The sequence below is a fragment of the Staphylococcus sp. OJ82 genome, from assembly GCF_000294465.1.
In the GTDB taxonomy this organism is placed as follows: Bacteria; Bacillota; Bacilli; order Staphylococcales; family Staphylococcaceae; genus Staphylococcus; species Staphylococcus equorum.
The window spans coordinates 485417-510797 of the sequence record NZ_ALPU01000003.1 but is presented as its reverse complement, the minus strand read 5'-3'; the positions used below and the strand labels follow the sequence as shown (position 1 = coordinate 510797).

The following is a 25381-nucleotide window of genomic DNA, read 5'->3' as shown; positions in this document are numbered from 1 at the left end:
TTAATACACTTAATATGCTCTAAATCATGCCGCACGTTACTTATAAAGCATATCCTTTAATTATATGTTCGTGTTACAATAAGTTAACTATTATATGGAGGTGAATCAATGGCACGTTCAAAAGACTATGAACAACTATTGGAGCAAGCAAAAGATATCGTCATCAATTCAATTGGAGAAACGATGGATCTTTATGGAGTCAATCGTAGTGTAGGTAATCTATATGGCACGATGGTTTTTGAACAAAGTAATATGACACTAGATGAAATGCGTTATGAATTACAAATGAGTAAGCCCAGTATGAGTGCAGGTGTTAAAAGACTGCAAGAATTTGATGGCGTAAAACAAGAGTTTGTTCGAGGAAGTAGAAAACAACACTTTACTGCTGAAAAAGACTTTTTTACGTTTTTTGGAAACTTCTTTTCACAAAAATGGAAACGTGAAATCAAATTGAATTCAGAAGCAATATACAAAGCTGAATCTTTATTGAAGCCCATTATTCATTCTGAAACTGCTACGCCTGAAATCATAGAAGAAGCACAAGAAATTTTAGAGCAAATAGAACATTCTAAACTCTATTATGCTTGGCTATCTACTCTAACAGATGCGCTCAATTCAGGAGAAATATTTGACTATTTTCCAATTCCGGAAAATAAATTATAATCGACATGTCCAAATAATAAGACCCATCCATAAATACTAATAATGGATGGGTCTTATTTTTAATATCTTATAATTTCACAAGTACCTAATCACCTAGAATATATCTTGTGATTGTGGCATCTTATCGGCAATCACTCATTCAATATTAATCACTTCATGAGCCAGTGCTTCTGCTTCGTAATTAGAATGTGTTACAAAAATAATTGGTATTTGCCACTCTTCAAATATGCGCTTTACTAACTGAATACTTTCATCTTTAGTCGTATCATCCAAGCTTGAAAATGGTTCGTCCAATAATATGAGATCTGGTCTAGTACTTAATGTTCTTGCTAATGCCACACGCTGGGATTCTCCACCCGACAGTCTCATTGGAAACTGTGGCTTTAAATGCGCAATGTTTAATTGATGCATCAAAGTCTCTATATGTTCAGAAGGTTGCGCCATAAAAGTTATATTCTGATACACATCCATATTAGGAAACAATTGATAATCTTGAAATAAGTAGCCAATATTACGCTGTTGAATTTTCACATCTATATTGTTAGGCGTATCAGTTAAAATACGTTCATTAACTTCTATATGTGCCTTATTTGCACTTTTCAATCCTGCTATAATATTTAAAATTGTTGTTTTACCAATACCGGAAGGACCTTTAACTGCATAAATTTTAGGTTCAGTATCTTGTAGGTTCATATGCAATTGCGTGTTTTTGAGCGCATGCTCTAAATGTAATTTCAACAATTAATCTACCTCCCGATAACGGTCTTTATTCAACACATTGATTGTGCCAATTACTGTAATCGCAAATGCGACAAGGACAATCACCCACAACCACGCTTGATTTTCTTTACCTTGTTCTACTAAAAAGTATATTTCTAAAGGTAACGTATTCGTTTTATTAGGTATGTAACCAGCAACCATCAGTGTCGCACCAAATTCCCCTATTGCTCGGGCAAAGCTCATCATAATTCCTGATAATATCGGACGCTTGGACAATGGTAAAATTAATTTGAAAAATATCTTGTTTTCACTTGCACCCATCGTTCGTGCAGTATTGAGCATTTTATTATCTATACTACGAAACCCTTGAACAGTATGTTGATACATCAATGGAAAACTCACAATCACAGATGCAATAACTGCTCCAGTCAGCGTAAAAACTACTGGTAAATGTAATACATCCGTAAAAAACGCGCCAATAAAACTTCTAGGTGAAAACACAATTAATAAAATAAATCCCATAACAGTTGGTGGTAATACAATAGGTAAAATAATTATACTTTCTAAGATTCTAGCAATAAAACCATGTCGTTTATACAACCATCTTGAAACAACGATACCAATAAAAGTAACGATGATTGTACTAATAACAGCTACTTTGAGTGATATCCAAAATGGTGTAACATCTACCATTGCTAAAACCTCCTATGCTTCAAATTGATATTTTTCTAATATTTCTTTAGCTTGATCTGTCTTAAGAAAGTCAATCCATGCTTTAGCTAACTGCTTATCTGATGTTGTCGCTGCTTTATAAACAATGGGTTCCTTTAAATCAGCTGCATCGATTTCTTTAACATGACTCTCGCCATTTTGCTGGCTTTGATATAAGTCAGTTTTATACACATACCCTAATTGCGCATTACCTTTTTCAACATAGTTTAGTACTTGTCGCACATCTTTAGCAAATACTAAATTAGGTTTTATTTGTTCGTATAAATCGTTATCTTTTAAATATTGCTGAGCGTATTTTCCCGCTGGCACAGAATTAACCTCACCAATTGCTAATTTATCGCCTTCTTGTAGAGATTCAACCGATTTATAATTACTGTCCTTGGCACCAATAAGTACGAGTTTATTTTTAGCGTATTCATATGTATTTTGTGCTTTATCTTTATCTTGTAATGCATCAACGTCTTTCTTGTTTGCTGACATAAATACATCTACAGGTGCACCTTTTTCAATCTGTTGTCTTAATGAACCAGACCCACCATAATTAAATGTAACATTTGCATCTTTATGATCTGCTTCAAATGCTCGTTTCAATTCTTTAGTTGCGTCAGTCAGACTTGCTGCTGCTGAAATATGTAGTTCTTGTTTTTTTTCATTTCCATCAGAATTGCTATCGTTTTTGCTCTTACCGTTTCCATTTGAACACCCTGCTAATACTAGACATAGCGTCATAAACATTACGATTAAATATTTTATTTTCATATAAAACAACTCCTATCACTTATAATTATATTCTTATTCATAAAAAAACAAAAGACCTAAATGATAGTACTTAGGCCTTTTGTAAGCGTATATTTTTTATAATTGTGATGCGCTGTTTTATAGTTGTTCAATAAAGCGTTTAAACGCGTGATGACCTTGTTCTGTATTCTTAAATACGCCAGCATCTTCTAATACACGTTTGAATTTAAATCCTACTTCTTTATCTACAACTTCATCGACATTATTTACATTAACATCATATGATTGTTTCATTTCTTCAGCCCATTGTTGATGTATTCCTAAATCTATTTGAGTTTTATCTAATAAATAATCTTTAACTTGTTGTAATTCTTGTTTTAGTCGCCCTGGTAATATAGCAGTTCCCATTACTTCAATTAGACCTATATTTTCTTTCTTAATATGTTGCACGTCTTTATGTGGATGGAAGATGCCATCAGGGAATTGTTCTGAAGTTTGATTGTCTCTTAAGACAATGTCTAATTCATATTGTTGTTCCCTATATCTTGCGATTGGTGTAATCGTATGATGACGTTCACCATTAATGCTAAATGCTTTAATATCCATACTATCATCCGAATATTGATTCCATTGAGTCATGACATAAGTAGCTGCTTCAATCAGTTGCGCTCTATTGTCGCCTTTCAAACGAATAACACTCATTGGCCAATTTAAAGTGCTAGCTTGAACTGATGGATAATTAGCAATAGTAAATTGATTTATTTCAGCAGCGTTATCCATCGGAAATACATGTCTTCCAGTTTGATAATGATTGTGCGATAAAATTGATCCACCCACAAGAGGTATATCCGCGTTAGACCCAATAAAATAATGAGGAAATTGATCTATAAAATCTAACAAATTAATGAAAGTATTTTTATTGATTTCCATAGGGACATGTTGTTCAGATAAAACAATACTATGTTCAGCAAAATAGGCATATGGCGAAAATTGGAAGCCCCACTTTGCACCATTTAAATTTAAGCGAATGACGCGGTGATTTGTTCTTGCAGCTTGTAGCACTGAGCCTTTAAATCCTTCATTTTCTATGCATAATGCACATTTCGGATAAGCGGTAGCTGGTGCTTCTTTCGCTTTTGCAATTTGTTTTGCATCTTTTTCAGGTTTTGATAGATTAATCGTGACTTCAATATCTCCGTATTCAGTAGCAACATCATAATTAATATTATTCGCAATTGCATCTTCTTTGACATAGTGATTACGTTTAGCTATGTCATAAAAATAATCTGTAGCCGCTTCTGGTGACTCTTTATATGCTTCGTTAAACTTGCGATTAATTACCGATGGGCGTGGTGTAATTAAGTCTAGAATTTGAGCTTCAACAATTTCTTTACTATATAATGCATCTTCAATACAATTTTCACTAACAGCTTGGCGAATCCAATATTGTGTAATTTCATTTGCTGTCGCATCTTTATTTAATTCAGACACTGCTGAATCATCAATACCTTTTGCATTTAAATTACGCAATAGTTGGTTTTGAATATAAATGCTATCTTCTTCTTCATAATCACCATACGAAATTGCTTGTGATACAAATTGTTGTACTAATTGTTGATTTAATAACATGCATTAACCCTCCACATTTTCTTGATATCCATTTGGATGTTGATGATGCCATTGCCACGCTGAATTAATAATATCGTTAATGTTATCGTGCTGTGGTTTCCAGCCAAGCACTTGTTGCGCCTTATCACTTGATGCGATTAATTTACTTGGATCACCTGCTCTTCTTTCTCCTACTACTGCTTCAATAGGTTCATTTGTTACTGTTCTTGCAGCTTCTAGAATTTCAAATACCGAATAACCTTGACTGCTTCCTAAATTAAATGCACCAGATGCTCCGCCGTTTTGTAAATGTTGATACGCCAAAATATGCGCATCTATTAAATCAACGACGTGAAGATAATCACGAATACATGACCCATCTTCTGTATCATAATTATCACCGAATATTGTTAAGTGTTCTCTTTGTCCAAGTGCGACTTCTAATACAATTGGTATAAGATGTGTCTCTGGACGGTGGTCTTCACCAATAGCGCCATTTTCTTTAGCACCTGCAACATTAAAATAACGCAGTGCTGCATAATTAACCCCGTATGCTTCATGACTCCAGTGCATCATTTTCTCCATCATCAATTTACTTTCACCATATGGACTTGTAGGTGCTTTAGAATCTTCCTCAGTAATAGGTACTGAATCTGGCTCACCATAAACTGCAGCTGTCGAAGAAAAAATAATATGTCCTACCTGATGGTCATACATGACTTCTAATAACACTTGTAATCCGTGCACATTATTATTGAAATAGGCTAACGGTTTTTCTACAGATTCCCCAACTAATGAATAAGCACAAAAATGGAATACACCTTCGATGCTTTCGTTATTAAAGACATCATCTAAAAATGCTTTGTCTCGAATGTCTCCTTCATAAAACGTAGCTTCGTTATGCACAGCTGCTCTATGTCCTGTACCTAGATTATCTACTACAATAACGTTGTATCCTCTTGCAATTAACTGATCTACCGCATGACTTCCTATATAACCAGCGCCACCTAAAACTAAAACAGACATATACAAAATCCTTTCTCTATTCATTGATTAATAACTTATAATGATTTAACGCCATCACTTATACCCACATGATAAAATGACGGAGCGTAACCTATGCGATCTATATATTGTTTAGAAACTTCATTTTCCAATTGTTTTACACTATCTTTATACACTAAAGCAATTGCGCAACCTGCGAAGCCAGCCCCAGTCATTCTAGCTCCCAACACGCCATCAACTTGCTGAGCTGTTTCTGCTAATGTATCTAATTCTATCCCTGTAACTTCATAATCTTCTTTTAATGATGTGTGAGATTCATTTAATAACTTTCCAAATTGATTAAAGTTATTTTCTGCTAACGCTCGATGTGCTTTTTTCGTGCGTTCATTCTCCGAAACTGCGTGTCTTGCACGACCACGCTTCACTTCATCCTCAATAAGATCTTGATGCTGTTCAAATTGTTCTAATGACAGCTCCCCTAATGATGCAATATCAAGTGCTTGTTGCAACGAAGCTAATGCCGACTCACATTGTGCTCTACGTTCATTATATTTACTTTCTGTAAGAGAACGTCGCTTGTTCGTATTCATAATTGATATGACATAATCTCCAAATTTCGCAGGTACATAATCAAATTCTAAAGTTGCGGTATCTAGTAATATTGCTTGTTCAGCTTTACCCATACCAATAATAAATTGATCCATAATACCCGAATTGACACCAATAAATTTATTTTCAACACGCTGCCCTATTTTTATAAGTGCTAAGCGTTCTAAATCTAAAGTAAACAACTGCTTAATGAGCCAGCCAGTTAATAATTCAATAGACGCTGACGATGACAAACTTGCCCCATTTGGAATATTTCCTTCAACTAAAATATTGAAACCATGATCTATGTCAGAGAATTGTTCACTTAAATATTTAACTACACCTTTAGGATAATTTGCCCAATCATGTGCCGCTTCGAATTCTAATTCATCTAACGTAAATGTAATCATACCAACCTCTTCAAAATTATTTGAATAAAGTTGAATAAGTTTATCATTTCGCTTTGTAGCTAGGCCATATGTACCCAACTCAATCGCAGCTGGAAAAACATACCCACCGTTGTAATCCGTATGTTCGCCTATTAAATTAATGCGTCCCGGAGCAAAAGCACTGACTTCAGCCTTAACGCCAAACAAAGTTTCAAACTTATCATGCATGGTTTGTAACATAATAACCCACTCCTCCTATATAAATCATTTTATCTATAATGATATCCTTCTAGTAAACACAATTAAAGTTTACTTGTTTACTAAATGTTTTGTCAATTAAGATTGTCTTTTTGTTTTAAAAGTATTCCGCTCTTTAAGCTGTGCTTCTACTACGACATGTATGGCAACGTGTCTCGTTTTATTAATGCGCTCTTCTGCCATTCGCACTGCAGTTCTACCAAATTCATCTACTGGTATGTGCACACTACTTATAGAAGGCACAGCATATTGTATGACTTCTAAATCATTAAAACTTATCAATTTAACATCTTTTGGAATTGCTATTTTTTCATATTGAATTTGTTGTAATATACCTATAGCAATCATATCGTTCCCTGCTATAAAAACTTCAGGTAACCGATGCGCATTTAACAACGTTTTTACAGCTTCTTCACCATTTTCTTTTTTCCAGCCATTAATCATAGTTATTTCGTTAATTTGATGTTCAGAACACCATTCTCTATATGCTTTATATCTAACATCTGTATGATTAGAAAACGGTGTACCGGCTAAATCTCTAATCATATGACTACCACCGATATACGCAATTTGAGTCATTCCTAATGACTTGATTTCATCCAATAAGTTGGTCATAGAATAGTGTAAATCTGAATAGACAGCATCTATTGATTTCGGTGTATTAGGATTGTTAATGACAACTATATTTTCATTATATTCACGTAGTGTGTTCAATGCTTCTATAGAAAAATTACCTACTACGATAATTGCCCCTGCCTTGTCGACTTTATATAAATCTAGATTTTTATCGTTTCCATCGATTCTAATTGTGCGCTTCAAAGACAAATTCAAACGTTTAACTTCAGCTTCTATTGCTAAGCGTATCTCTCTATAATAAGGGTCTGACATTTCTTTAGCTCGAGATGCATAGGTAATGATTTGAATGCTTTTATTTTTTCTAGCTGATTTTTGATATTGTAGTTCGTTTGCAACACGATGAATCCTTTCTCTCGTATCTTTTGAAACTGACAATGTTGGATCATTATTTAATACGCGTGAAACAGTGCCAGGACTTACCTCTGCATCACGTGCAATATCTCGTATACTTGCCATATCGAAATTCACCTCTTTAATTGTTTACCATAAGTTTACTTGTATATATCCTTTTAATCAATCTTGACCATTTTAAAAATCATTATAAATATTACAATGTGTAAATTAAAAATCCTTTGTTATATTCATAAACTGAATCTTTTTTTTACATTGAAAAATGCGCTAAAATGGAAGAGTGAATATGAAACGGGGTGTACTCATGCATGAAGATATAATGACCAATCAACCCATAGTACGGTTTGAGAACGGTAAGTTAGTAGAAACAAAGGATCATTACGTTACTGAGTTTCCATTAACAATTATGGTAAATGGCGAAGAATTTGCGACTATAATTTGCAGCCCGAACCACTTAGAAGAGCTTGTCTTAGGTTTCCTAGCATCTGAAGGAGCTATTTTAAAAAATGATGACTTAAAATCTATCCAAATAGATGATAGCAAAGGGTTTGCTCATGTTGAATTGACCAAATCTCTCGGTGAACGTTTCGAATATTCAACAAAGCGCATGATTGCGTCTTGTTGTGGTAAAAGTCGAGAGTTTTATTTTCAAAATGACGCGGCAGTCGCAAAGACTTCTATGTCTAAAATTGTGTTAAATCCAACTCAAGTACTCAATATGATGACCCGTTTGCAAAGCGCCAGTAAAATTTTCAAACAAACTGGTGGCCTTCATAATGCTGCGATTAGTGATGGCGATACCTTCTTTGAGCATCGTCAAGATATTGGTCGTCATAATGCACTAGACAAATTATATGGTTATTGCATACAACGACATATACCTGTACGTAATAAAGTGTTGATATTTAGCGGTCGTATTTCATCAGAAATATTAATCAAAGCTGCGAAAATCGGTGTTGGCGTCATCTTATCGAAATCTGCTCCGACAACATTAGCAGTGACACTTGCACAAGATTTAAACATTACTGCCATAGGATTTATTAGAGATGGTAATTTCAACATTTACAGTCATCCGGAACGCATAACACCTGTTGAAACTTCCGAGTATTAATTTATAATCTAGACCTTTACAGAAATAAGATTTTAAATATAAAAAGGACGCATCCATTTGATACGAATGCGTCCTTTTTTTGAGCATGAGTATTTATGTCTCAGTCTCTATAATTATATTATTTAAATGTGTTTAGCATTTTCTTTTAAAATTTGATAACAGTAACTTATATATATGTAACCTTGTCGGATATACATTTCCTTAGCACTGTCTTCACCGTCAGCTATTAATATAATCGGTTTCGTATCAGCTACTTCCGCCACAAAAGTTTGCATCGTACTGCCAATGCCTTGTTTCTGATAACTTTCATCTACACCAAAACCATCAATTTCCACAGTACATTGTGAAATGATTAAATCCAAAATCCCTACTGGCACATCTGCTTTATATGCGATTACACGAGATTTACTATCTTTATTGAATTGATTGCGTATTACTTCAATACTTTCGTCTGCATACGCTTTGCCAAACGGTTCAGCAAATTGACGATAAATTGTAATATAATCTTCTAATGTTTGTTCAGTAACAAACATGACTTTAATTTGATCATTTTTATGTTTTTTTATATTCTGGGACTCAATTGCATAGAGTTCCATTAGTCCTAGTTCAAAATCATATGTTTGAATTTTATCTAACCATTGTTGATCTAAAAGTGTATTCTCAGGAAATGTAAATGCTAAATGATGAGATGCTTGCTCTTTATGCATATCTAATTGATTTTTCATATCTTGTTCCCAAGATATGATAGACGGCATTTGTTTATAATCCCATTTATTCACATCGTAGACTAAGGGTTCGTCAGGTGTCAGATAAATTGTCTTTAGTGTATCATCCACAAAAACATCACCTTGTTGAAATATATCTTTCATCGAAATCACCACGATTCAATCACCTGCCCTTATATATTTATTTTATTAATTGTTTAAAACGACTATGATTAAGCATAATATTACCTATCAAACTTGCAATAATTGCTTTGACTAAATCCGCAGGCATGAAGACAAGTGATAAAGTCACTGATTTTGAAATAGGTAAATTAGTCATAAGCCCCATAACAATTGTACCTACAATATCTAATAAAATAACACCAAAGATAATTGTTGTAACTAATAATACAGTAAAATTTATTTTTTTGAAATACAAATCTCTTACTAAACCAATTAGATATGCAATGACTGGATACATGATTAAAAAGCCAGTAGAGGGTCCTGCGAATACACCTATACCACCACGTCCACCAGATAATAATGGCAAGCCAGTTGCTACAAGTAATAATAATACAATTACACTAAGCGCCCCGTATTTACGTCCAAGTAAAATTCCCGCTAAGAAAATACCAATATTTTGTAATACGATAGGTACTGGCATAATTGGCAATGGAATAGCTGGTACAAATCCTAATACACCAATAATTGCTGTCATTAAAGCAGTGTATACTAAATATTTTGTCGTCATAGTCAATCCTCCTAATGAAAAAATTATACCACAAATGTTAACTATTAAAAATAAAAAGTTTACAATACTTTATATATAATAAAAAAACACAACTCAACGGTGTTAAGTCGTTGAATTGCGCTTTTTAAAGCTGATCATAGTATTAATCGTAATACTTATAAATTTAACTCGTATATTAGTTATTTAAAAATTTCTCTTTTAAATCTTTTCTCATAAATTCTAAAGTATATGGGTCATTATACCAATAAGTTTCAGCTTGCACTTCAAGCACATTGTCATTTTGAACTGCTGGTAAGTTATTCCATAGATTAGTTTTGGCATAAGCTGGTGTTGATTTCCCTTTACTTGTCGAAACAATATAATCGCCAGCATAGTCTGCTATTTTTTCTTGTTTCACTTCAGCCCAACCTTCTTTTTCAACTAAATCATTTAATTTATCAGGCATTTTAAGGCCAAATGCTTGGTACAATACTTCTCCGCCACGACCCCAGTTTGGTCCATAACTATATAGTTTTTTCTCGAATTCATCAAAAATTGAAACTGTTGCGTCTTCACCAATTTTATCTTTAATTTCTTTACCATCTTTTTTAGTTTGTGCTTTCCATTTGTCTTCCCATTCTTTTACTTCATCTTCTTTACCAAGTAACTTACCTAATTCCCTTTGTTGATCTAAATATTTATGTTTGCCGTAATCAAATACGACTGTTGGCGCAATCTTTTTATATTTTTTTATATTTTTGTCAGTAGAATATACAACGATTAGATCTGGTTTCGTTTTTGCTACTTTCTCAACATCATTCTCGCCAACTTTTTCAACATCTTTAAATTTATCTTTAAGGAGGCTACTACTATCGACTTGTTCATTTACCGCAACAATATTTCCACCAAGATATTTAATTCCACCAGCATATGTAGGAGCAACTACTGCTATACGTTTTGGATCTTTTGGTATATCTATCTTTTTCCCACTATCTAATTTATAAGACTTTGTTTCAGCTTTTGAGTCACTGTCCGAATTATTACCACATGCTGCTAAAATAAGCACTAAAGCAATTAACGGAAACAATAATTTTTTCATAAACTTTCCTCCATTGAAAATGATTATCACTACCAATCGATTATATAATGACTAAAGTAAATTTACAATAGTAATCATAAGTATCTTCAAATTTTTTTGGATAACAAAAAATACATGTAGACAATTTGTCTATATGTATTTTAACTGTTTGTTTATATATTTTTAAAAATGATCTAATACACTATGTGCAATATTCGTATACGCCATATCTTCCATCGGTGGATTGTGTAAACCTGCGCGCATATCTCTATAATAGCGTTGTAATGGTCTTTCCATTTGAAGACTTTTAGCACCAACAATTCGCATAGCTGTATCTATAACTTCTAACCCTTGGTTCATTACCAACACTTTACTTGCTGATGTTTCATTCCAAACCTTACTACCTGAAACCTCACGATTATATATCGCAGCAGTACTCCACAAGAAATGGCGTGCAGATAATAATTGAGCTTCCATCTTCCCAATATTTTGTTGCACAGTTGGTATATCACCAATTGTACCTTCAATACTATTTGGACTGTAATTTTTAGCAAAATCTACAGCATAGTCTCTTGCTGCTTGTGCAATACCAAGATACACACTTGGTATATGTAAAATCCAGCCATTCGGTTTCTTACCACCGGCGCCTCTTATTTCAACAAAGTTTTCTTGCGGGATGTGCACATCATTTAATAATAAATCATGACTTTCAGTTGCACGCATACCTATCATATTCCAATTATCTGCAATTTCTACACCAGGGGTATCTTTTTGTATTAAGAAAAAACCAACTTGATCGATGTCTTCATAATAAGCACTCACAACAAAATGTGTCAGCCCTTTACTCATTGAAGTAAACGTTTTTACTCCATTAACAACAAATCCATCATTTACTTTAACAGCGTTTGTCGCAGGTCTTCCGCCACGTGTTGGGCTACCAGTCTCAGCTTCACTAACTGCTCGATTTACTAACGCTCCATTTTTCACTGCTTCAGCAAAGCGATCTAACATAGTTGGTTCCCACATTTGTTGTTCATATAATTGGCCTACTACACTTAAATGCCATCCTATAGAAAGTGCAGTCGCACCATCAATAGATCCTAAATAACTTTGTAATATAACCATATCTTCAACAGTTGCCTCTTCACCACCGTATGCTTTAGGTAAAGTAAGCAGTGTATATCCTTCTCTCACTAGCCATTCAATATTTTCATAAGGAAAGCGCGAATGGATATCATTATATTCCGCTTTCTCTTTAAATTGCGTTTTAACTGTATCTAGTTTTGCAATCCATTTTTCTTGAATATCCGTATGTATTAATGCGGAATAATTCACTTTCATCACCTCATCATTAACTTTATTACTATTTAAACTTAGTTTAACACTCGCCATTATTGAAAGAAAGCTTTTCAGCACCAAATCCCTACTTTACCGATAAGAATTAATATGATATTTTGTATTTATTGACATACTGGGGGAAATTGAATGATTACAGTTAAAAATATCATACATAAATACAACGAGAACACGATACTTAACGACGTTGGCTTTGCACAAGAACAGGGCACGGTTACTGCAATTATAGGGCCAAGTGGCTCCGGGAAAACAACTTTACTTAGAACGTTAAACGCACTCGCGCTTACTAAATCTGGCACCATTGAAATCGGGGATGAAACATTTGATGCTGCACACCACACAAATAAAGATATTGCTAAATTACGTCAAAAATCAGCTATGGTGTTTCAAAATTACAATTTATTTAAAAACAAAACAATACTTGAAAATATCACTTTAGGTTTAATACATGGTCAAAATTACACTTCCAAACAAGCTAATGATATTGCTACATCTTATTTAGAGCGCGTGAATTTATTAAATCAAAAAGATAAATACCCTATTCAGCTATCTGGAGGTCAAAGCCAACGTGTAGGTATTGTTCGTGCACTTGCGCTCAATCCAAAAGTTCTTTTATTAGATGAACCTACTTCTGCTTTAGACCCTGAATCAATTCAAAGCGTCTTATCTCTGATTAGATCGATTGCTCAAGAAGGTATGACGATGGTACTCGTTACACATGAAATACAATTTGCAAAAGCAATTGCTGATCAAGTTATATTTATTGATGATGGGCAAATTATCCATCGTGGAACACCACAAGAAGTATTGGAAGATTCAAAATCTGAGAGAATCCATCGCTTTTTAAACAGAGTTGAAACGGAGCGTGACATTTAATGACATTAAAAAGAAGTTTCACATTTTTATTAATGTTAATGATGGTTTCCGTACTAACAGCATGTGGTAATAATGATGCTTCAAATAGTAATTCTCAGAAAAAAGAAGTTAAAGTAGCACTTTCTGCTGAAGTTAATCCACCTTATTTATATACAAATAAAGATAATGAGTTTGTCGGCTTAGATATGGATTATATGAAATTAATTGAAAAGAAATTACCTCAATATGATTTTAAATATGAAGTCGGTGAAGAGGAATCGAATTTAGTTGGGATTGGTTCAGGCAAGTTTGATATGGGGATAAATTGGTTTTTCAAAACACCAGAACGTGAAAAACAGTTTCTCTATCAAGATGTGCCTTACAGTTATGCGCTACCTTTATTAGTAGTAAACAAAGGCAACAATGACATACATAGTTTACAAGATTTACCGGGTAAAAAAATCACTCCTATGGCGCCAAGTGGTGGTTTATATTCTATACTCACGCAGTTTAATAAAGACCATAGTCCCAAAATTGACATCAATACAATACAAGAACCTTCAAATGGAGACAATTTAAAAATGGTCAGCCAAGGACGTCGTGATGCCATGTTTTTAAACTGGAACACATATAAAGCAATCCAAGAACAGATAAATGCCGACGTTAAAATAGGTGGTATTGTAAAGAAAGAACCATTGCATATTGTTTATAATAAAAAACACCAAAAACTTCACGATGACGTGGATCGCGCAACCCAAGAACTTAAAGATGAAGGCAAATTACAATCACTTTCAAAAAAATATTTTGATATAAATGTCTTTGATGATTTAAGTGAAATTAATGAGCAGAAAGATAAATTGGAGGTGACAAACTAATGGGATCAGTCAATTGGTTAGATTTGTTTGGACAAGTGTTACAACAATTACCTTTAACTTTATTGATGATAATTGTTTCTCTCTTTTTCGCAATCATACTTGGTTTTATTTTAGCAATGATTCGTATTAAAAAGACAAAAATACTCGCTCCTATTGTAAGAGTTTATCTTTCATTTATACGGAGTACACCATTATTATTACAACTCTTTTTAGTATATTTTGCATTACCTCAATTATTGTTACTTATTCATATAGATATTAACCATTTCAGTAGATTGTTTTTTGTTATCTTAGCATTCACTTTACATACAGGTGCATACCTTTCTGAAATTATCAGAGCAGGTTATCAATCCGTGGAATATAGTCAAATTGAAGCTGGATTAACAATTGGTTTATCTTATCCTAGAATTTTAAAAGATATTATTATACCTCAAGCTTTACGAAATAGCATACCAAATTTAACAACTCAAATCATAGAACTTGTCAAAGATACTTCATTAGCTTTCACCATTGGTATCATCGATATGATGGGACAAGTCAAACTAATCATTGGAAACAATTACGGACTCGGTATGCTAGAGGTTTATATCGTAATTTCAATCATATACTGGATTATTGCTCTAATTATTCAAGGTACCTTTACTTTAATTGATAAACGAACACAAAAACCATATAGCGTTTAAGGAGGAAAATCATTTTGTCATTCATTCTATATACTATAAGTGAAGTGCTTAAAGGCGTGCCAAATACAATTATTATTTCCATTGTAGCTATGTTCGTAGGTCTTATTATCGGGACGTTATTTGCGATTATTCGTATCAAACATGTACCTGTCTTATCTCAACTTATAATCGTGTATAATTCGTTTTTTAGAAGTACACCATTAATCGTTCAATTGTTCATACTATATTATGGAATACCTTCATTTATACTTTTTTTAAATGATCAGTTCACTTTGACAATCAATCCTGACATATTCTCACCTTTAGCGATTGCCTTTATCGTCTTTTCTTTTCATGCCGTAGCGTATCTTTCTGAATCAATTAAAGGCGGTCTTCAATCCGTAGATCAAAATCAAATTGAAGCTGCGCAAACTGTCGGACTATCAAAATTCAGCATTTATAAAGAAATTGTATTACCACAAGCTTTTGCTTATGCATTGCCTAACATAGAAAATCAATTCATTATGTTAATCAAAGGTACTTCCCTAGCATTCGCTGTTCAAGTAACTGAAATTATGGCAGTCAGTCGTGTTATTGCAAATGAAGGTTATCGTTTTATTCCTGTTTATACAGTAGCAGCTATATTTTACTGGTTGTTAGCAATAATATTAGAGTTCGTCTTTGCGAAAATGGAACGTAATACGACGCGTTACTTAAGAGCAAATGCTTCTTAGATAACGATATCAAACAAAAAACTGTTTCTGAAATGTTATTTCAGAAACAGTTTTTTTGTAATTTATTATATTTAAGCTAAACTTTCCATGCATTCTGCTTTAAGTTTATAATATTGTTTTACTTTTTTCGGCATTGTGCCATGTTGTAATTCATCTTTAGTAACTATAGGATAGTTTTTAAAAACAACTGAGCCTATATAACCACAAAGTGCACTTCCTGATGCGCACATTAGTGCCACAATTATTACAGTTAATGCATTATTAAATCCAAACATAACCATAAGCCCAGCAATTGGTGTAGCTGTACCTGTCGCATCATTTACTAAACCAAACATAGAGATAATTACACCTGAGAGCGCACCACCTACAAAGTTTGTTAAATATACTGGTACTGGATTTGCTGTCACAATGTCAGCTTGAGATAAAGGCTCTATTGCAACTGAAATCGTTGTTTTACGATCTCCAAACTTCATACGCTTAAATAATACAAAATTCATAAATGATGAACCAAATACTGCTAAAGCACCGATAGCCATTGGTGTACCAGTTAATCCTAATAATGCTGTTAATGCCATTGAGCTTAACGGTGCAGTAGCAACAACAGTAATAATACCACCAAGTACAATGCCCATTAGAATAGGACTTGAAGTCGTAGATTTTTTAATGATATTTCCAATTTGTAATAACGTCGCATCTACTAATGGTGTTGTACCAATAGCAATTAAACGTGTAATAGGCGCGATGACAATAATCGCTGCAATTAAATCAAGCCCATCTGGTAACTTTTGTTCCATCCATTTCATACCGAAACTCGCAATATAAGCTGCAACAAAGCCAGGTAAAAGATCCATGCTTCCACATGAAACAGCAATTACAAATGCATAAACTGGAGATACACCCATAGCTAATGCTACGAGTCCTGCAGCTGCAACACCGCCAAGTCCTCCAGCTGCATCACCTAAATCTCCTAAGAATGGAATACCAAACAAGTCTCCACCTACATATTTATGAAAAGCTTCTACTAGAAATGAAGCAATAGCTGCGTTAGCAAGGGCCCCCATGGCCTTGCCTCCATTTGGTGCTTTACTCGTGAACAATGTAAACAAAGCTAAAACAATCCCTAAAAATATGATCCCGATTAATAAATTCATAAAAACACCTTTCCAAACCGTTTTGTATGCGCTTTCATTAGACAAATATTAGTATAGCACATTTAATTTGGTTCTCAAATCATATTTTCGTACAATATATAACTATAATTATAAAATTACATTATTCAGAATATTCAAATCATTTAGACTTACGCACAACCTTATTATCATCAAGCTTTCACACATTAAAACTGTTCTTGTAAGTTCTCAATAAGTTCATTAATTTTATCACGTTGTGCTTGATTTATATATACTACTACAGTTCTTTCATCTATATTGCTTCTTTTTTATTTAAAAAATCCATTTTTATAAGCTTTTGTAAAGCCTTCGTTAAATAGTATGGTTTCAATTCTGAGTATTGAGCAATTTCTTTTGCAGTGACGTCATTTTCTTTACAATTATACAGATAATTTAATATCAGTACCTCTTCGTAATTTAGTTTATAGTTCTTTTTCGTTGTTTTAAAAAATTTCCTACCTTGTTGATAAGTTGCAATAAGTTCATTTAGTGACTTGAAATTTTGTTCATTCACAAAACCACTCCTTTTGTTATATCTTGATGTTAGTAATTTAATTTTATCCTATTTAACGCCTTTAATTCAATATGCTTAACTATGAAAAATATGAACAATTCCTACTCTTTTTTTAATCTTTTATTTTTATTTTTAAATTTTAGTGGTTCATTCACCCTTTTTATTACTAAAAAAAGACATAGGTATAAAAATTTCAATTATCAAATATCTCTATTTAAAATAATGCATTTTGATATTTTAAATGAGCTATATAAATTCATACAAAAATGCACAGCAAGTGTTAGACTATTATCCAACATTTGCTGTGCATTTAAACGATTGCTATTTTAAATGATTGAGTTCTATCATTATTATTTTTTCTTAAGATCAACTGTATCTATGAAGCTTAACGCTGCTAAACTTGTTAAATCTAATGCATGTTTAGCACCTGCTTTACCATGTCCTGCTTCAAAGTGTTTAAATGCTGCTACACCTAAAACTGAAATTGTTATAAGTGATGCAATACGTGATAATCTTTTACTTGCAAAGCTTAAAACGAAAAATACAGCACTTAATGCTTCAAGTGCTCCTGCCAATGGCATTGCATTCGATGGCAAATTAAACACTTCAACAAAAGATTCTTTCATTGATTGATCACCTTTAAGTTTAGGTTTTGATGCATCATATAATTCCTTAGCTAATTTTAAATTTGTTAAATAACGTAATATCATTATAAACGCTCCTTTTATTTGTTTTCAAAATATTTATCTACAATAGGCTTTACTCGCTCTGCTAACAATTTAATTGTATTGATTGTTTTATCATGTGGCATAGAACCTACAGGTGTATGCAGCATAAAACGAGTAAGGCCTAGTGCTTCAATTGTTTCAATTATCTTTTGTGCAACGGTTTCCGGACTTCCAACATACAAAGCGCCATGTGGACCTGCTTCACGATCAAAGCTGTTTTCATCATATGGTGGCCAACCCCGTTCTTTGGCTAATATATCATGACTCGCTTTTACCGATGGGAAAAACTCACGTTTTGCCAACTCATCTGTTTCAGCAATGTAACCCCACGAATGCGTTGCTATAGGCAATTCATTTATATTATGTCCGTAAGATCTAGCAATAGATTTGTACATATCTATGTTTCTTCTAAATCTTTTTGGATCACCGCCAATTATAGCATAAGTTATAGGTAATCCTAATGCTCCTGCTTTCAATGAAGATTCTGGCGTTCCTCCAGTTGCAATCGTAATTGGTAAAGGCCCATGCTCCGCCTTAGGATAAACACTTAAGTTTTCAATAGAAGGTCTTAACTCCCCTTCCCAATTTACAATTTTCTCTTTATTAATGGTCATTAATAAATCTATTTTTTCATTAAAGAGTTGTTCATAGTCTTTTAAATCATAGCCAAATAATGGAAATGATTCAATAAATGAACCTCTTCCTACCATTATTTCTGCACGTCCATTAGAAACTGCATTTAATGTAGAGAAACGTTCATAAACTCGAACAGGATCATCAGAAGATAATACTGTTACTGCACTACTTAACTTTATATGCGTTGTATTACGAGCTGCAGCTGCTAACACTGTAACGGGATCAGATACTGCATAATCTGCTCGATGATGTTCTCCCAAACCATATACATCTAAACCATATTGGTCAGCTGTTTCTATTTCTTCTATTATATTTCTAATTCTTTGTCCATTACTTATAGCTGCTTGTCGTCCATTTTCCATATGAATATCAATATTATCTGCAAATGATGTCAAACCAAGTTCTATTTTCAAATAATCACCTCACAAACTAAGTATAATTTTTATACTTCTATATTAAATACTTCATTAGAACATGTCAATTTCAATGCTCTAATTCTTTTCTTTCCTATTAGAACAGCATTTAATTTACATTAACCTTAATTCAATACTTTTTATATAGTCTTTATTTAAAGTGTTTTTTCAAATATTTAAATAACTAAATTCTCTCATATTTTATTGTTTGTAATTTTCTGTTATTTTACAGCTTTGTAATAAACTGAAGTGCAATTATACACTGTAAATTTTGTAAAGGTTATATTAACGGCATTTAAAGCCTAAAATGCCTCTCTTCCTTTTGTTACATTACGCACTTCATTATTAGAACTAAATTACAAAACGATAACAAACCCCACAAACAGAGTTTTTTCTGATAAAGTAATTCTTGTCGTTAAAACAGCGAAAAAAATTATAAAAAATGTCTTTATGAGACTGGGATAAATGATTTACAATTATTAGGAGGAAATTTAACAATGAAAAAAATCGCTACAGCTACTATCGCTACTGCAGGAATCGCTACTTTTGCTTTTGCACAAAATGATGCAGACGCTTCAGAAAATAACAATGGTGGGTATAACCCAAATGATCCAACATCATACAGCTATTCTTATACAATAGATCAACAAGGTAACTATAATTACACTTGGCAAGGTAACTGGAACCCAAGCAATGCTGACCAAGGTCACAACAACAATGCTCAAAGCAATAACAGTGGTTATAGCTACAATCAAAATGCTTCTACAGCTACTAACAGTAACTCAAACCAATCATATACAACAAATAACCAAGGTACTGGTGGAAGCGGAGCTGTTTCAACTTCTACTTCAAATAGTAATGTTCAAGTAACAACTACTAGCGCACCATCAAGTTCATCAAACTCAATGGCTAACACTTCAGGTTCATCAAGCAACCTTTATACTTCAGGTCAATGTACATATTATGTATTTGATAAAGTTGGCGGTAAAATTGGTTCTACTTGGGGTAACGCAAACAACTGGGCAAGCGCTGCAGCTGCATCAGGTTACACTGTAAACAACTCACCTTCTCAAGGTTCAATCTTACAATCATCAACTGGCGCAATGGGTCACGTTGCTTATGTTGAAAATGTAAACAGCGACGGTTCAGTTAACGTTTCTGAAATGAACTACGGCCAAGGTGCTGGCGTTGTTACTTCACGTACAATCTCAGCTAGCCAAGCTTCATCTTACAACTATATTCACTAATAAATGTTTTAAATAAAAAAGACAATCCATGAGGATTGTCTTTTTTTGCTATTTTTTCTTAAAGTTCTTCACTTTAGTGATTATTCAGCTATAGTATTAAATGGAAAAAGGGGCCGAGATAGAATTCAAAATTTGATTTCTATCTTGGCCCCTTTTATGTTTCAGTCTTCTAAAGTCTTATACTTATTAAAACCAATACGCTATCGCTATCCAATATATAAAAGCCATCAAATAAAGTAATGGAAAACTTTCTGAAGCTTTACCTTTAATCCGTGTATATAACACACATACACCTATTATGAGTAAAATAACTGAAAAAATAAGTCTTACAATAAACATTGTTTGCAATGAAATTATTGACGTCGCTGCCAACGGTAAAATCGCTACTACGATTGTTAATATAATAATAATAATCGTGTAGTAAATTGTATCGCTACTCTTATTTCGATGAGAATTAATCCAAAATATAATGAGTCCAAATATCGTAGTTAGTAAAATTTCATGTATTATCGTTGAACTATTTAACAATTCGGTCCTATAAAGTAATATCGCTACAATATACAATACAAAACCGATTGAAAAATAGATTATAGAAGGAGTCTTTACTTTTTTATCTACATTGAAATATTGATGAATTCCTGATGCCAATAGTAATATCGCTACAATTATCACTAGATATAACATAGAATCACCTCATCCATAGTTATATATAACCGAATTATATATTTTTAAACTTATAATTCATTATTTATATTAAGAATTATAAGTTTTTTCTTTCAACGATATAGATTTAAATCATTTAGTTTATTGACTCTTTGCTTTTTTAATGCCAATACCTGAAAATCCATAAAAAATTGCAAATATGATACATAGATAACATGGTACTGCCCAAATAAAGAATTGATCCACTGATACACCTAACTGTTGTGTATAATAAATGCCTGATGTTCCCCATGGAATAAGTGGAATAATCATTGTACCTGAATCTTCTAGTGTTCTTGATAAATTAGAACGATCTAAATTCATATCATTATACATTTCCATCATTAACACACCGACCATGATAATCACTACAGATGCCACACCAGCAGCGAGTACCATTATTAAGCTACCTATTACGGTCGCTAGTATTAATTGTCCAACTGAATTAATGTTTTTGGAAATTGTTTTCAAAATAACATCTAAACAACCTGCTTTTTCAACAATACCTGCGAAGGCATAGCCACAAAAAATAGTAACAATGATTTCTGTCATACTCATCATGCCGCCTTGCTCAACCAAATTAATGGCTCTATCTGATAAATCTCCACTACTTGCCGCCACCATGCCTTTATTAAAACCATCGAAAGTGGACTTAAATCCATCTACAATATTAAATCCATGATTAAATGCGCCAACAATGATTGCACTCAAACTTGAAATAAGCATTGCAGGTACAGTCGATATTTTTAATAACAAACACGTAATAATAATCAATAAAGGAATCCATACAAAAATATTTATATTATAAATTTTAGATAATTCGCTAAGCATTTGATTCACTTGTGACGTATTAGTATTTCCACCAAATTGCATACCTGCAAAATACCAAACGATTAAGCCGATGATTGATGCTGGTACAGTCGTCCATATCATGGCTCTTATATGCGCAAAGATATTCACTTTTGTTACTAAAGCTGCTAAATTTGTCGTATCTGAAAGTGGTGACATTTTATCACCAAACACCGCCCCTGCAATTATGGCACCTGCTGCCATACCTGGCGTAATATGTAATTGTGTAGCTATAGCCATTAGCGCTATGCCGGCTGTAGACGCAGAGCCCCATGCTGTCCCTGTGGCAACTGAAGTAATTGCACATATAATAAATGCAGATACTAAAAATAAATTAGGATCTAAAAATTCTAACCCATAATAGATCAAAGCTGGGACAGTCCCTGAGTACATCCATGTACCTACGATAATTCCAACCGCTAAAATGATAAAGATAGCTGGCATTGCTGTAGCTAAGCGATGTGTGATACCTTCTTCCAAATCTTGCCATTTCAACCCAACACGTCTTGCTATAAATGCAGCATATGCTGATGCTAAAATTAATAAAGCTTGTATTGGAATTTCAAAAACAACAAATCCTGTAATTACTATTATAATCATTACTATAATAGTAGAAATTGATTCTAAAAATGTCGGTTGTCTTGTCATACACAGTCCCCCCTATTGTTAGTTTAAATTAATTAAGCCCCAATTTTTCTTTGCCTAATTCATTAATAGTGAGTCCTTCTTCAAAAAAGTCACGCTCTAAAATAGTAGATGCTAACACGATAATGGCATCAATGTTTGGCGTTTCAACCTCAATTTCACGACCAAGACTAGACCATAATACGAGTCCGTATGCAATATCTTCTGTTAAATAACGATTTTTCACATGGTTTGGTCCTTTGATTTGTGAAAACACTGGACTCGTGTTAAACAATCTATTTAAAGGTTCATCTTCATCTTTTCTTTCTAAATAACCACGTTCAATACGTGCTTCTTTAGCTGGAGACAATTCAAAGCCTAACTTACGTCCTAAAGTTAATCGTTCCAATTCTACTGCGTGTAATAAACGAACAGTATGTTTCGTTATACCTTCTTCATATAATGCAAAGTCATCTGCATAATCGATGCGTCCTACATTGAGTAATGTTGGACCTGGATGCACTTCTGGATTCCCATTCTCAAGATTTGTTTTCCAAAGACTTTCCTCTTTGACAACATATGGATATAGCGTTTCAATTTTGTCAAAGCTATCACTTAAATGTTCTTTATCATATGTTGAGAAATGAACCTTTCTTACATTTAATGATAAGTCCACGTGAGCTTCATCAAAATTCACTCTCGTCCCATAAGTTAATGTGTTCACTTCAGCAAATATCGGCATAACTTCTATGCGCATATCTTCTAAGACGTTCATAAATCGAATTGAAGCCATTGCCGCTGCGATATTAAAAAATATTAATTGCTTATCATTAATAAATGGTGCCATCGTATGTGCATAATGCTCAATAAATGTAGATGGTATAATAACTTGAATGATTTCTGCATCACTAACAACATATTCCATGTCATCACTGATATCAGTAAATTCAATGAACGTTTCTTCTCCTTCATTATTAAACGTAAACCCGCCTTGTGCTATCGCCTTGTCAAACTTATCAATAGATTGATTTCGACAATATAACTTCACCTCATGTCCTTTATGTTTCATATCTAATGCTGCTGTAACAGCACCATTTCCTGATCCTACGATTGCTATCTTCATAAATACCCTTCTTTCTCTAATGATTTGTATATATGAGTGTTTTAAACATTACTATAATGTATATCCAATTTAGATTTCTGATAAACACTGGTATTCAACCTATCCCTAGTTGCATTATATTCATTTGTTTCATCCCATTAAATGCACTATATTTTAAAAAGTTCGCTTTGCTAATTTTTAAATTGTAGCCTTTCAAATTAAATATCATTTAAGAATAAAATTTGTTATAGTTATGCTAATAAGGGAGGCGTGATTCATATGGATGAACAATATAATACAAACCAATCTTCTACAGTTATAAATCAAGAACCAAGTAGCGATGATAGATTAATGGGTACTTTAATCTATGTGTTAAGTTTTTTCACTTCATTAATAGCACCACTAATTATTTGGCTCATTAAACGTGAAGATTCACCATTCATTGACAAGACTGGTAAAAATTATTTCAACTTTTTACTTTCTTATATGATTTGGCTAATCGTTGCTTCAATAGCGATGTTTATCATAATAGGTTTTATCTTATTCCCTATCATAGCTATTTTGAATTTTATATTTACTATCGTAGCTGCTGTAAAAGCATATAATGGAGAAGACTATTTACCACCACTTTCAATTAGATTTTTCAAATAAAATGAATCTAAATTTTGTGACTTATTACAACTGTTGTAATACAAATTAGTTATTTTGAATGTTAAGTTATTGTAAAACCTTATACCATAGATCTTTACAAACCATTACAAGCCGATACCTTTCTGTAACCTCACATGTCGTTTATTACAACGATATGTGAGGTTTTTTTAATTGTTTTACAAAAGCGTAACAAACCACACAAACCTAAATTCATCTGTTAGAGTATTACTTGTCGTTGAAAGCAAAGCGAAAAATAAAACATTAACTTTAAAGACTATCGAACGAATAACATAAATAATAAATATTAAGAACGTACAAATTTGGGAGGATTTTTTAATTATGAATAAATTAGTAACAGCAACAACTATCACAGCAGGTATCGGCGCAGCAATCGTAGGATTAGACCAAGGAAATGAAGCAAGTGCAGCAGAGCAAACTCAACAAACACAAACTACTACACAAGAAACTTCAAGCTCAAGTGCTAACTTATACACTTCAGGTCAATGTACTTGGTACGTATTTGATAAAGTAGGCGGAGGTATCGGTTCTACATGGGGTAATGCAAATAACTGGGCTTCAGCAGCTTCATCTGCAGGTTACACAGTTAACAACTCTCCAGAAGCTGGATCAATCTTACAATCATCTGAAGGACCAATGGGCCACGTTGCATATGTTGAAAATGTAAACAATGACGGTTCAGTAACGGTTTCAGAAATGAATTATAGCGGCGGACCTTACTCTGTAAGTGAACGTACTATCTCTGCTGGTGAAGCAGGTTCATATAACTATATCCACGTTAACTAATATTCGCTAGTACAATATAAATTAGAATATTTCAGAGTGCCAACAAAGTCTAGAACTTTGTTGGCATTTTTTTGTGCGTGTTTTTCGTGGGCACTTCCTCATCCTATAGTCTTCGAATTATGCTTGATTAACTAGTGAATCATCGGAAC

Annotated in this window: 26 protein-coding genes and 1 pseudogene; 9 read left to right on the top strand and 18 right to left on the bottom strand. The window is 33.2% G+C overall.

The genetic code is table 11. The features are described from left to right. The first annotated feature begins 108 nt into the window (after positions 1–108). Positions 109–663, top strand: a complete 555-nt coding sequence (gene cudC / locus SOJ_RS04640) for a choline uptake/conversion transcriptional regulator CudC (RefSeq protein ID WP_002506939.1) — start codon at positions 109–111, stop codon at positions 661–663. 135 nt (positions 664–798) lie between these two features. Here cudC and SOJ_RS04635 read toward each other — a convergent pair whose 3' ends face one another. The 7 genes from SOJ_RS04635 to SOJ_RS04605 form a co-directional block, all read right to left on the bottom strand. Then, entirely contained in the window at positions 799–1356 is a 558-nt protein-coding gene (locus SOJ_RS04635) for an ATP-binding cassette domain-containing protein (RefSeq protein WP_391538247.1), read from the bottom strand. Between the two features lie 48 nt (positions 1357–1404). Next, complete coding sequence (gene modB / locus SOJ_RS04630; protein WP_002506937.1) at positions 1405–2076, bottom strand: molybdate ABC transporter permease subunit; 672 nt, start codon at positions 2074–2076, stop codon at positions 1405–1407. A gap of 12 nt (positions 2077–2088) precedes the next feature. Further along, positions 2089–2874, bottom strand: a complete 786-nt coding sequence (modA, locus tag SOJ_RS04625) for a molybdate ABC transporter substrate-binding protein (RefSeq protein WP_002506936.1) — start codon at positions 2872–2874, stop codon at positions 2089–2091. A gap of 117 nt (positions 2875–2991) precedes the next feature. Continuing rightward, positions 2992–4482, bottom strand: a complete 1491-nt coding sequence (galT, locus tag SOJ_RS04620; protein ID WP_002506935.1) for a UDP-glucose--hexose-1-phosphate uridylyltransferase — start codon at positions 4480–4482, stop codon at positions 2992–2994. A gap of 3 nt (positions 4483–4485) precedes the next feature. Beyond that, the gene (gene galE / locus SOJ_RS04615; protein WP_002506934.1) at positions 4486–5487 is read right to left on the bottom strand and encodes a UDP-glucose 4-epimerase GalE; all 1002 of its coding nucleotides are present in this window, start codon (positions 5485–5487) and stop codon (positions 4486–4488) included. A 35-nt stretch (positions 5488–5522) separates the two neighbouring features. Further along, positions 5523–6683 (bottom strand): galactokinase, encoded by a 1161-nt coding sequence (locus SOJ_RS04610; RefSeq protein WP_002506933.1) that lies wholly within the window; start codon positions 6681–6683, stop codon positions 5523–5525. A gap of 96 nt (positions 6684–6779) precedes the next feature. Next, a complete protein-coding gene (locus SOJ_RS04605; protein ID WP_002506932.1) occupies positions 6780–7793 on the bottom strand; it encodes a LacI family DNA-binding transcriptional regulator in 1014 nt (337 codons plus the stop codon). 199 nt (positions 7794–7992) lie between these two features. Here SOJ_RS04605 and fdhD point away from each other — a divergent pair, with 199 nt between their 5' ends. Continuing rightward, complete coding sequence (gene fdhD / locus SOJ_RS04600; protein WP_002506931.1) at positions 7993–8799, top strand: formate dehydrogenase accessory sulfurtransferase FdhD; 807 nt, start codon at positions 7993–7995, stop codon at positions 8797–8799. Between the two features lie 122 nt (positions 8800–8921). Here fdhD and SOJ_RS04595 read toward each other — a convergent pair whose 3' ends face one another. From SOJ_RS04595 to SOJ_RS04580, 4 genes are all read right to left on the bottom strand, one after another. Further along, positions 8922–9668: a GNAT family N-acetyltransferase gene (locus tag SOJ_RS04595; protein ID WP_002506930.1), complete on the bottom strand. Its 747-nt coding sequence runs from the start codon at positions 9666–9668 to the stop codon at positions 8922–8924. Positions 9669–9705: 37 nt separating this feature from the next. Continuing rightward, a complete protein-coding gene (locus SOJ_RS04590) occupies positions 9706–10254 on the bottom strand; it encodes a biotin transporter BioY (RefSeq protein ID WP_002506929.1) in 549 nt (182 codons plus the stop codon). A gap of 175 nt (positions 10255–10429) precedes the next feature. Beyond that, positions 10430–11332, bottom strand: a complete 903-nt coding sequence (locus SOJ_RS04585) for an ABC transporter substrate-binding protein (protein WP_002506928.1) — start codon at positions 11330–11332, stop codon at positions 10430–10432. Between the two features lie 162 nt (positions 11333–11494). Next, entirely contained in the window at positions 11495–12652 is a 1158-nt protein-coding gene (locus tag SOJ_RS04580) for an acyl-CoA dehydrogenase family protein (RefSeq protein WP_037539454.1), read from the bottom strand. A gap of 144 nt (positions 12653–12796) precedes the next feature. Here SOJ_RS04580 and SOJ_RS04575 point away from each other — a divergent pair, with 144 nt between their 5' ends. Genes SOJ_RS04575 through SOJ_RS04560 form a run of 4 tightly spaced genes read left to right on the top strand, consistent with a single transcriptional unit; the run spans position 12797 to position 15793 of the window. Then, positions 12797–13543 carry an amino acid ABC transporter ATP-binding protein gene (locus SOJ_RS04575; protein WP_002506926.1) on the top strand — a complete coding sequence of 249 codons (747 nt, stop codon included), beginning with the start codon at positions 12797–12799 and terminating at the stop codon, positions 13541–13543. After that, positions 13543–14397: an amino acid ABC transporter substrate-binding protein gene (locus SOJ_RS04570; RefSeq protein WP_002506925.1), complete on the top strand. Its 855-nt coding sequence runs from the start codon at positions 13543–13545 to the stop codon at positions 14395–14397. Before SOJ_RS04575 ends, SOJ_RS04570 begins: the two co-directional genes overlap by 1 nt. Then, a complete protein-coding gene (locus SOJ_RS04565; protein WP_002506924.1) occupies positions 14397–15080 on the top strand; it encodes an amino acid ABC transporter permease in 684 nt (227 codons plus the stop codon). Before SOJ_RS04570 ends, SOJ_RS04565 begins: the two co-directional genes overlap by 1 nt. A 14-nt stretch (positions 15081–15094) precedes the next feature. Then, positions 15095–15793: an amino acid ABC transporter permease gene (locus SOJ_RS04560; protein WP_002506923.1), complete on the top strand. Its 699-nt coding sequence runs from the start codon at positions 15095–15097 to the stop codon at positions 15791–15793. Positions 15794–15864: 71 nt separating this feature from the next. On the opposite strand, the gene SOJ_RS04555 is transcribed toward SOJ_RS04560, so the two are convergent. The 4 genes and pseudogenes from SOJ_RS04555 to SOJ_RS04540 all read right to left on the bottom strand — a co-directional run bounded on the left by SOJ_RS04555 (position 15865) and on the right by SOJ_RS04540 (position 19253). Next, on the bottom strand, positions 15865–16944 hold the full coding sequence (locus SOJ_RS04555) for a PTS sugar transporter subunit IIC (RefSeq protein ID WP_037539438.1): 1080 nt from the start codon (positions 16942–16944) through the stop codon (positions 15865–15867). A gap of 185 nt (positions 16945–17129) precedes the next feature. After that, positions 17130–17476, bottom strand: a pseudogene (locus tag SOJ_RS04550) (transcriptional regulator, SarA/Rot family). Between the two features lie 350 nt (positions 17477–17826). Further along, positions 17827–18186, bottom strand: coding sequence for a hypothetical protein (locus SOJ_RS04545; RefSeq protein ID WP_002506919.1), 360 nt, complete (start codon positions 18184–18186; stop codon positions 17827–17829). A 14-nt stretch (positions 18187–18200) separates the two neighbouring features. Then, entirely contained in the window at positions 18201–19253 is a 1053-nt protein-coding gene (locus SOJ_RS04540; RefSeq protein ID WP_002506918.1) for an LLM class flavin-dependent oxidoreductase, read from the bottom strand. 497 nt (positions 19254–19750) lie between these two features. Between SOJ_RS04540 and SOJ_RS04535 the strand changes: the two genes are divergently transcribed. Beyond that, positions 19751–20500 (top strand): CHAP domain-containing protein, encoded by a 750-nt coding sequence (locus SOJ_RS04535; protein ID WP_002506917.1) that lies wholly within the window; start codon positions 19751–19753, stop codon positions 20498–20500. Positions 20501–20686: 186 nt separating this feature from the next. On the opposite strand, the gene SOJ_RS04530 is transcribed toward SOJ_RS04535, so the two are convergent. From SOJ_RS04530 to SOJ_RS04520, 3 genes are all read right to left on the bottom strand, one after another. Further along, positions 20687–21184, bottom strand: a complete 498-nt coding sequence (locus SOJ_RS04530; protein ID WP_002506916.1) for a hypothetical protein — start codon at positions 21182–21184, stop codon at positions 20687–20689. A 120-nt stretch (positions 21185–21304) separates the two neighbouring features. Further along, positions 21305–22699, bottom strand: coding sequence for a Na+/H+ antiporter NhaC (gene nhaC, locus SOJ_RS04525; protein WP_002506915.1), 1395 nt, complete (start codon positions 22697–22699; stop codon positions 21305–21307). Between the two features lie 28 nt (positions 22700–22727). Next, positions 22728–23798, bottom strand: coding sequence for an NAD/NADP-dependent octopine/nopaline dehydrogenase family protein (locus SOJ_RS04520; RefSeq protein ID WP_002506914.1), 1071 nt, complete (start codon positions 23796–23798; stop codon positions 22728–22730). 258 nt (positions 23799–24056) lie between these two features. Between SOJ_RS04520 and SOJ_RS04515 the strand changes: the two genes are divergently transcribed. Together SOJ_RS04515 and SOJ_RS04510 are read left to right on the top strand one after the other, a co-directional pair. Beyond that, entirely contained in the window at positions 24057–24428 is a 372-nt protein-coding gene (locus SOJ_RS04515; RefSeq protein ID WP_002506912.1) for a DUF4870 domain-containing protein, read from the top strand. Between the two features lie 339 nt (positions 24429–24767). Further along, entirely contained in the window at positions 24768–25232 is a 465-nt protein-coding gene (locus SOJ_RS04510) for a CHAP domain-containing protein (protein WP_002506910.1), read from the top strand. Positions 25233–25381 lie beyond the last annotated feature (149 nt).

What these genes read in the sequence shown, in the direction of transcription:
- cudC (WP_002506939.1), top strand. Translation starts at nt 109, where the DNA reads ATGGCACGTTCAAAAGACTATGAACAACTATTGGAGCAAGCAAAAGAT.
- SOJ_RS04635 (WP_391538247.1), bottom strand. Translation starts at nt 1,356, where the DNA reads ATGAACCTACAAGATACTGAACCTAAAATTTATGCAGTTAAAGGTCCT.
- modB (WP_002506937.1), bottom strand. Translation starts at nt 2,076, where the DNA reads ATGGTAGATGTTACACCATTTTGGATATCACTCAAAGTAGCTGTTATT.
- modA (WP_002506936.1), bottom strand. Translation starts at nt 2,874, where the DNA reads ATGAAAATAAAATATTTAATCGTAATGTTTATGACGCTATGTCTAGTA.
- galT (WP_002506935.1), bottom strand. Translation starts at nt 4,482, where the DNA reads ATGTTATTAAATCAACAATTAGTACAACAATTTGTATCACAAGCAATT.
- galE (WP_002506934.1), bottom strand. Translation starts at nt 5,487, where the DNA reads ATGTCTGTTTTAGTTTTAGGTGGCGCTGGTTATATAGGAAGTCATGCG.
- SOJ_RS04610 (WP_002506933.1), bottom strand. Translation starts at nt 6,683, where the DNA reads ATGTTACAAACCATGCATGATAAGTTTGAAACTTTGTTTGGCGTTAAG.
- SOJ_RS04605 (WP_002506932.1), bottom strand. Translation starts at nt 7,793, where the DNA reads ATGGCAAGTATACGAGATATTGCACGTGATGCAGAGGTAAGTCCTGGC.
- fdhD (WP_002506931.1), top strand. Translation starts at nt 7,993, where the DNA reads ATGCATGAAGATATAATGACCAATCAACCCATAGTACGGTTTGAGAAC.
- SOJ_RS04595 (WP_002506930.1), bottom strand. Translation starts at nt 9,668, where the DNA reads ATGAAAGATATATTTCAACAAGGTGATGTTTTTGTGGATGATACACTA.
- SOJ_RS04590 (WP_002506929.1), bottom strand. Translation starts at nt 10,254, where the DNA reads ATGACGACAAAATATTTAGTATACACTGCTTTAATGACAGCAATTATT.
- SOJ_RS04585 (WP_002506928.1), bottom strand. Translation starts at nt 11,332, where the DNA reads ATGAAAAAATTATTGTTTCCGTTAATTGCTTTAGTGCTTATTTTAGCA.
- SOJ_RS04580 (WP_037539454.1), bottom strand. Translation starts at nt 12,652, where the DNA reads ATGAAAGTGAATTATTCCGCATTAATACATACGGATATTCAAGAAAAA.
- SOJ_RS04575 (WP_002506926.1), top strand. Translation starts at nt 12,797, where the DNA reads ATGATTACAGTTAAAAATATCATACATAAATACAACGAGAACACGATA.
- SOJ_RS04570 (WP_002506925.1), top strand. Translation starts at nt 13,543, where the DNA reads ATGACATTAAAAAGAAGTTTCACATTTTTATTAATGTTAATGATGGTT.
- SOJ_RS04565 (WP_002506924.1), top strand. Translation starts at nt 14,397, where the DNA reads ATGGGATCAGTCAATTGGTTAGATTTGTTTGGACAAGTGTTACAACAA.
- SOJ_RS04555 (WP_037539438.1), bottom strand. Translation starts at nt 16,944, where the DNA reads ATGAATTTATTAATCGGGATCATATTTTTAGGGATTGTTTTAGCTTTG.
- SOJ_RS04545 (WP_002506919.1), bottom strand. Translation starts at nt 18,186, where the DNA reads ATGATATTACGTTATTTAACAAATTTAAAATTAGCTAAGGAATTATAT.
- SOJ_RS04535 (WP_002506917.1), top strand. Translation starts at nt 19,751, where the DNA reads ATGAAAAAAATCGCTACAGCTACTATCGCTACTGCAGGAATCGCTACT.
- SOJ_RS04530 (WP_002506916.1), bottom strand. Translation starts at nt 21,184, where the DNA reads ATGTTATATCTAGTGATAATTGTAGCGATATTACTATTGGCATCAGGA.
- nhaC (WP_002506915.1), bottom strand. Translation starts at nt 22,699, where the DNA reads ATGACAAGACAACCGACATTTTTAGAATCAATTTCTACTATTATAGTA.
- SOJ_RS04520 (WP_002506914.1), bottom strand. Translation starts at nt 23,798, where the DNA reads ATGAAGATAGCAATCGTAGGATCAGGAAATGGTGCTGTTACAGCAGCA.
- SOJ_RS04515 (WP_002506912.1), top strand. Translation starts at nt 24,057, where the DNA reads ATGGATGAACAATATAATACAAACCAATCTTCTACAGTTATAAATCAA.
- SOJ_RS04510 (WP_002506910.1), top strand. Translation starts at nt 24,768, where the DNA reads ATGAATAAATTAGTAACAGCAACAACTATCACAGCAGGTATCGGCGCA.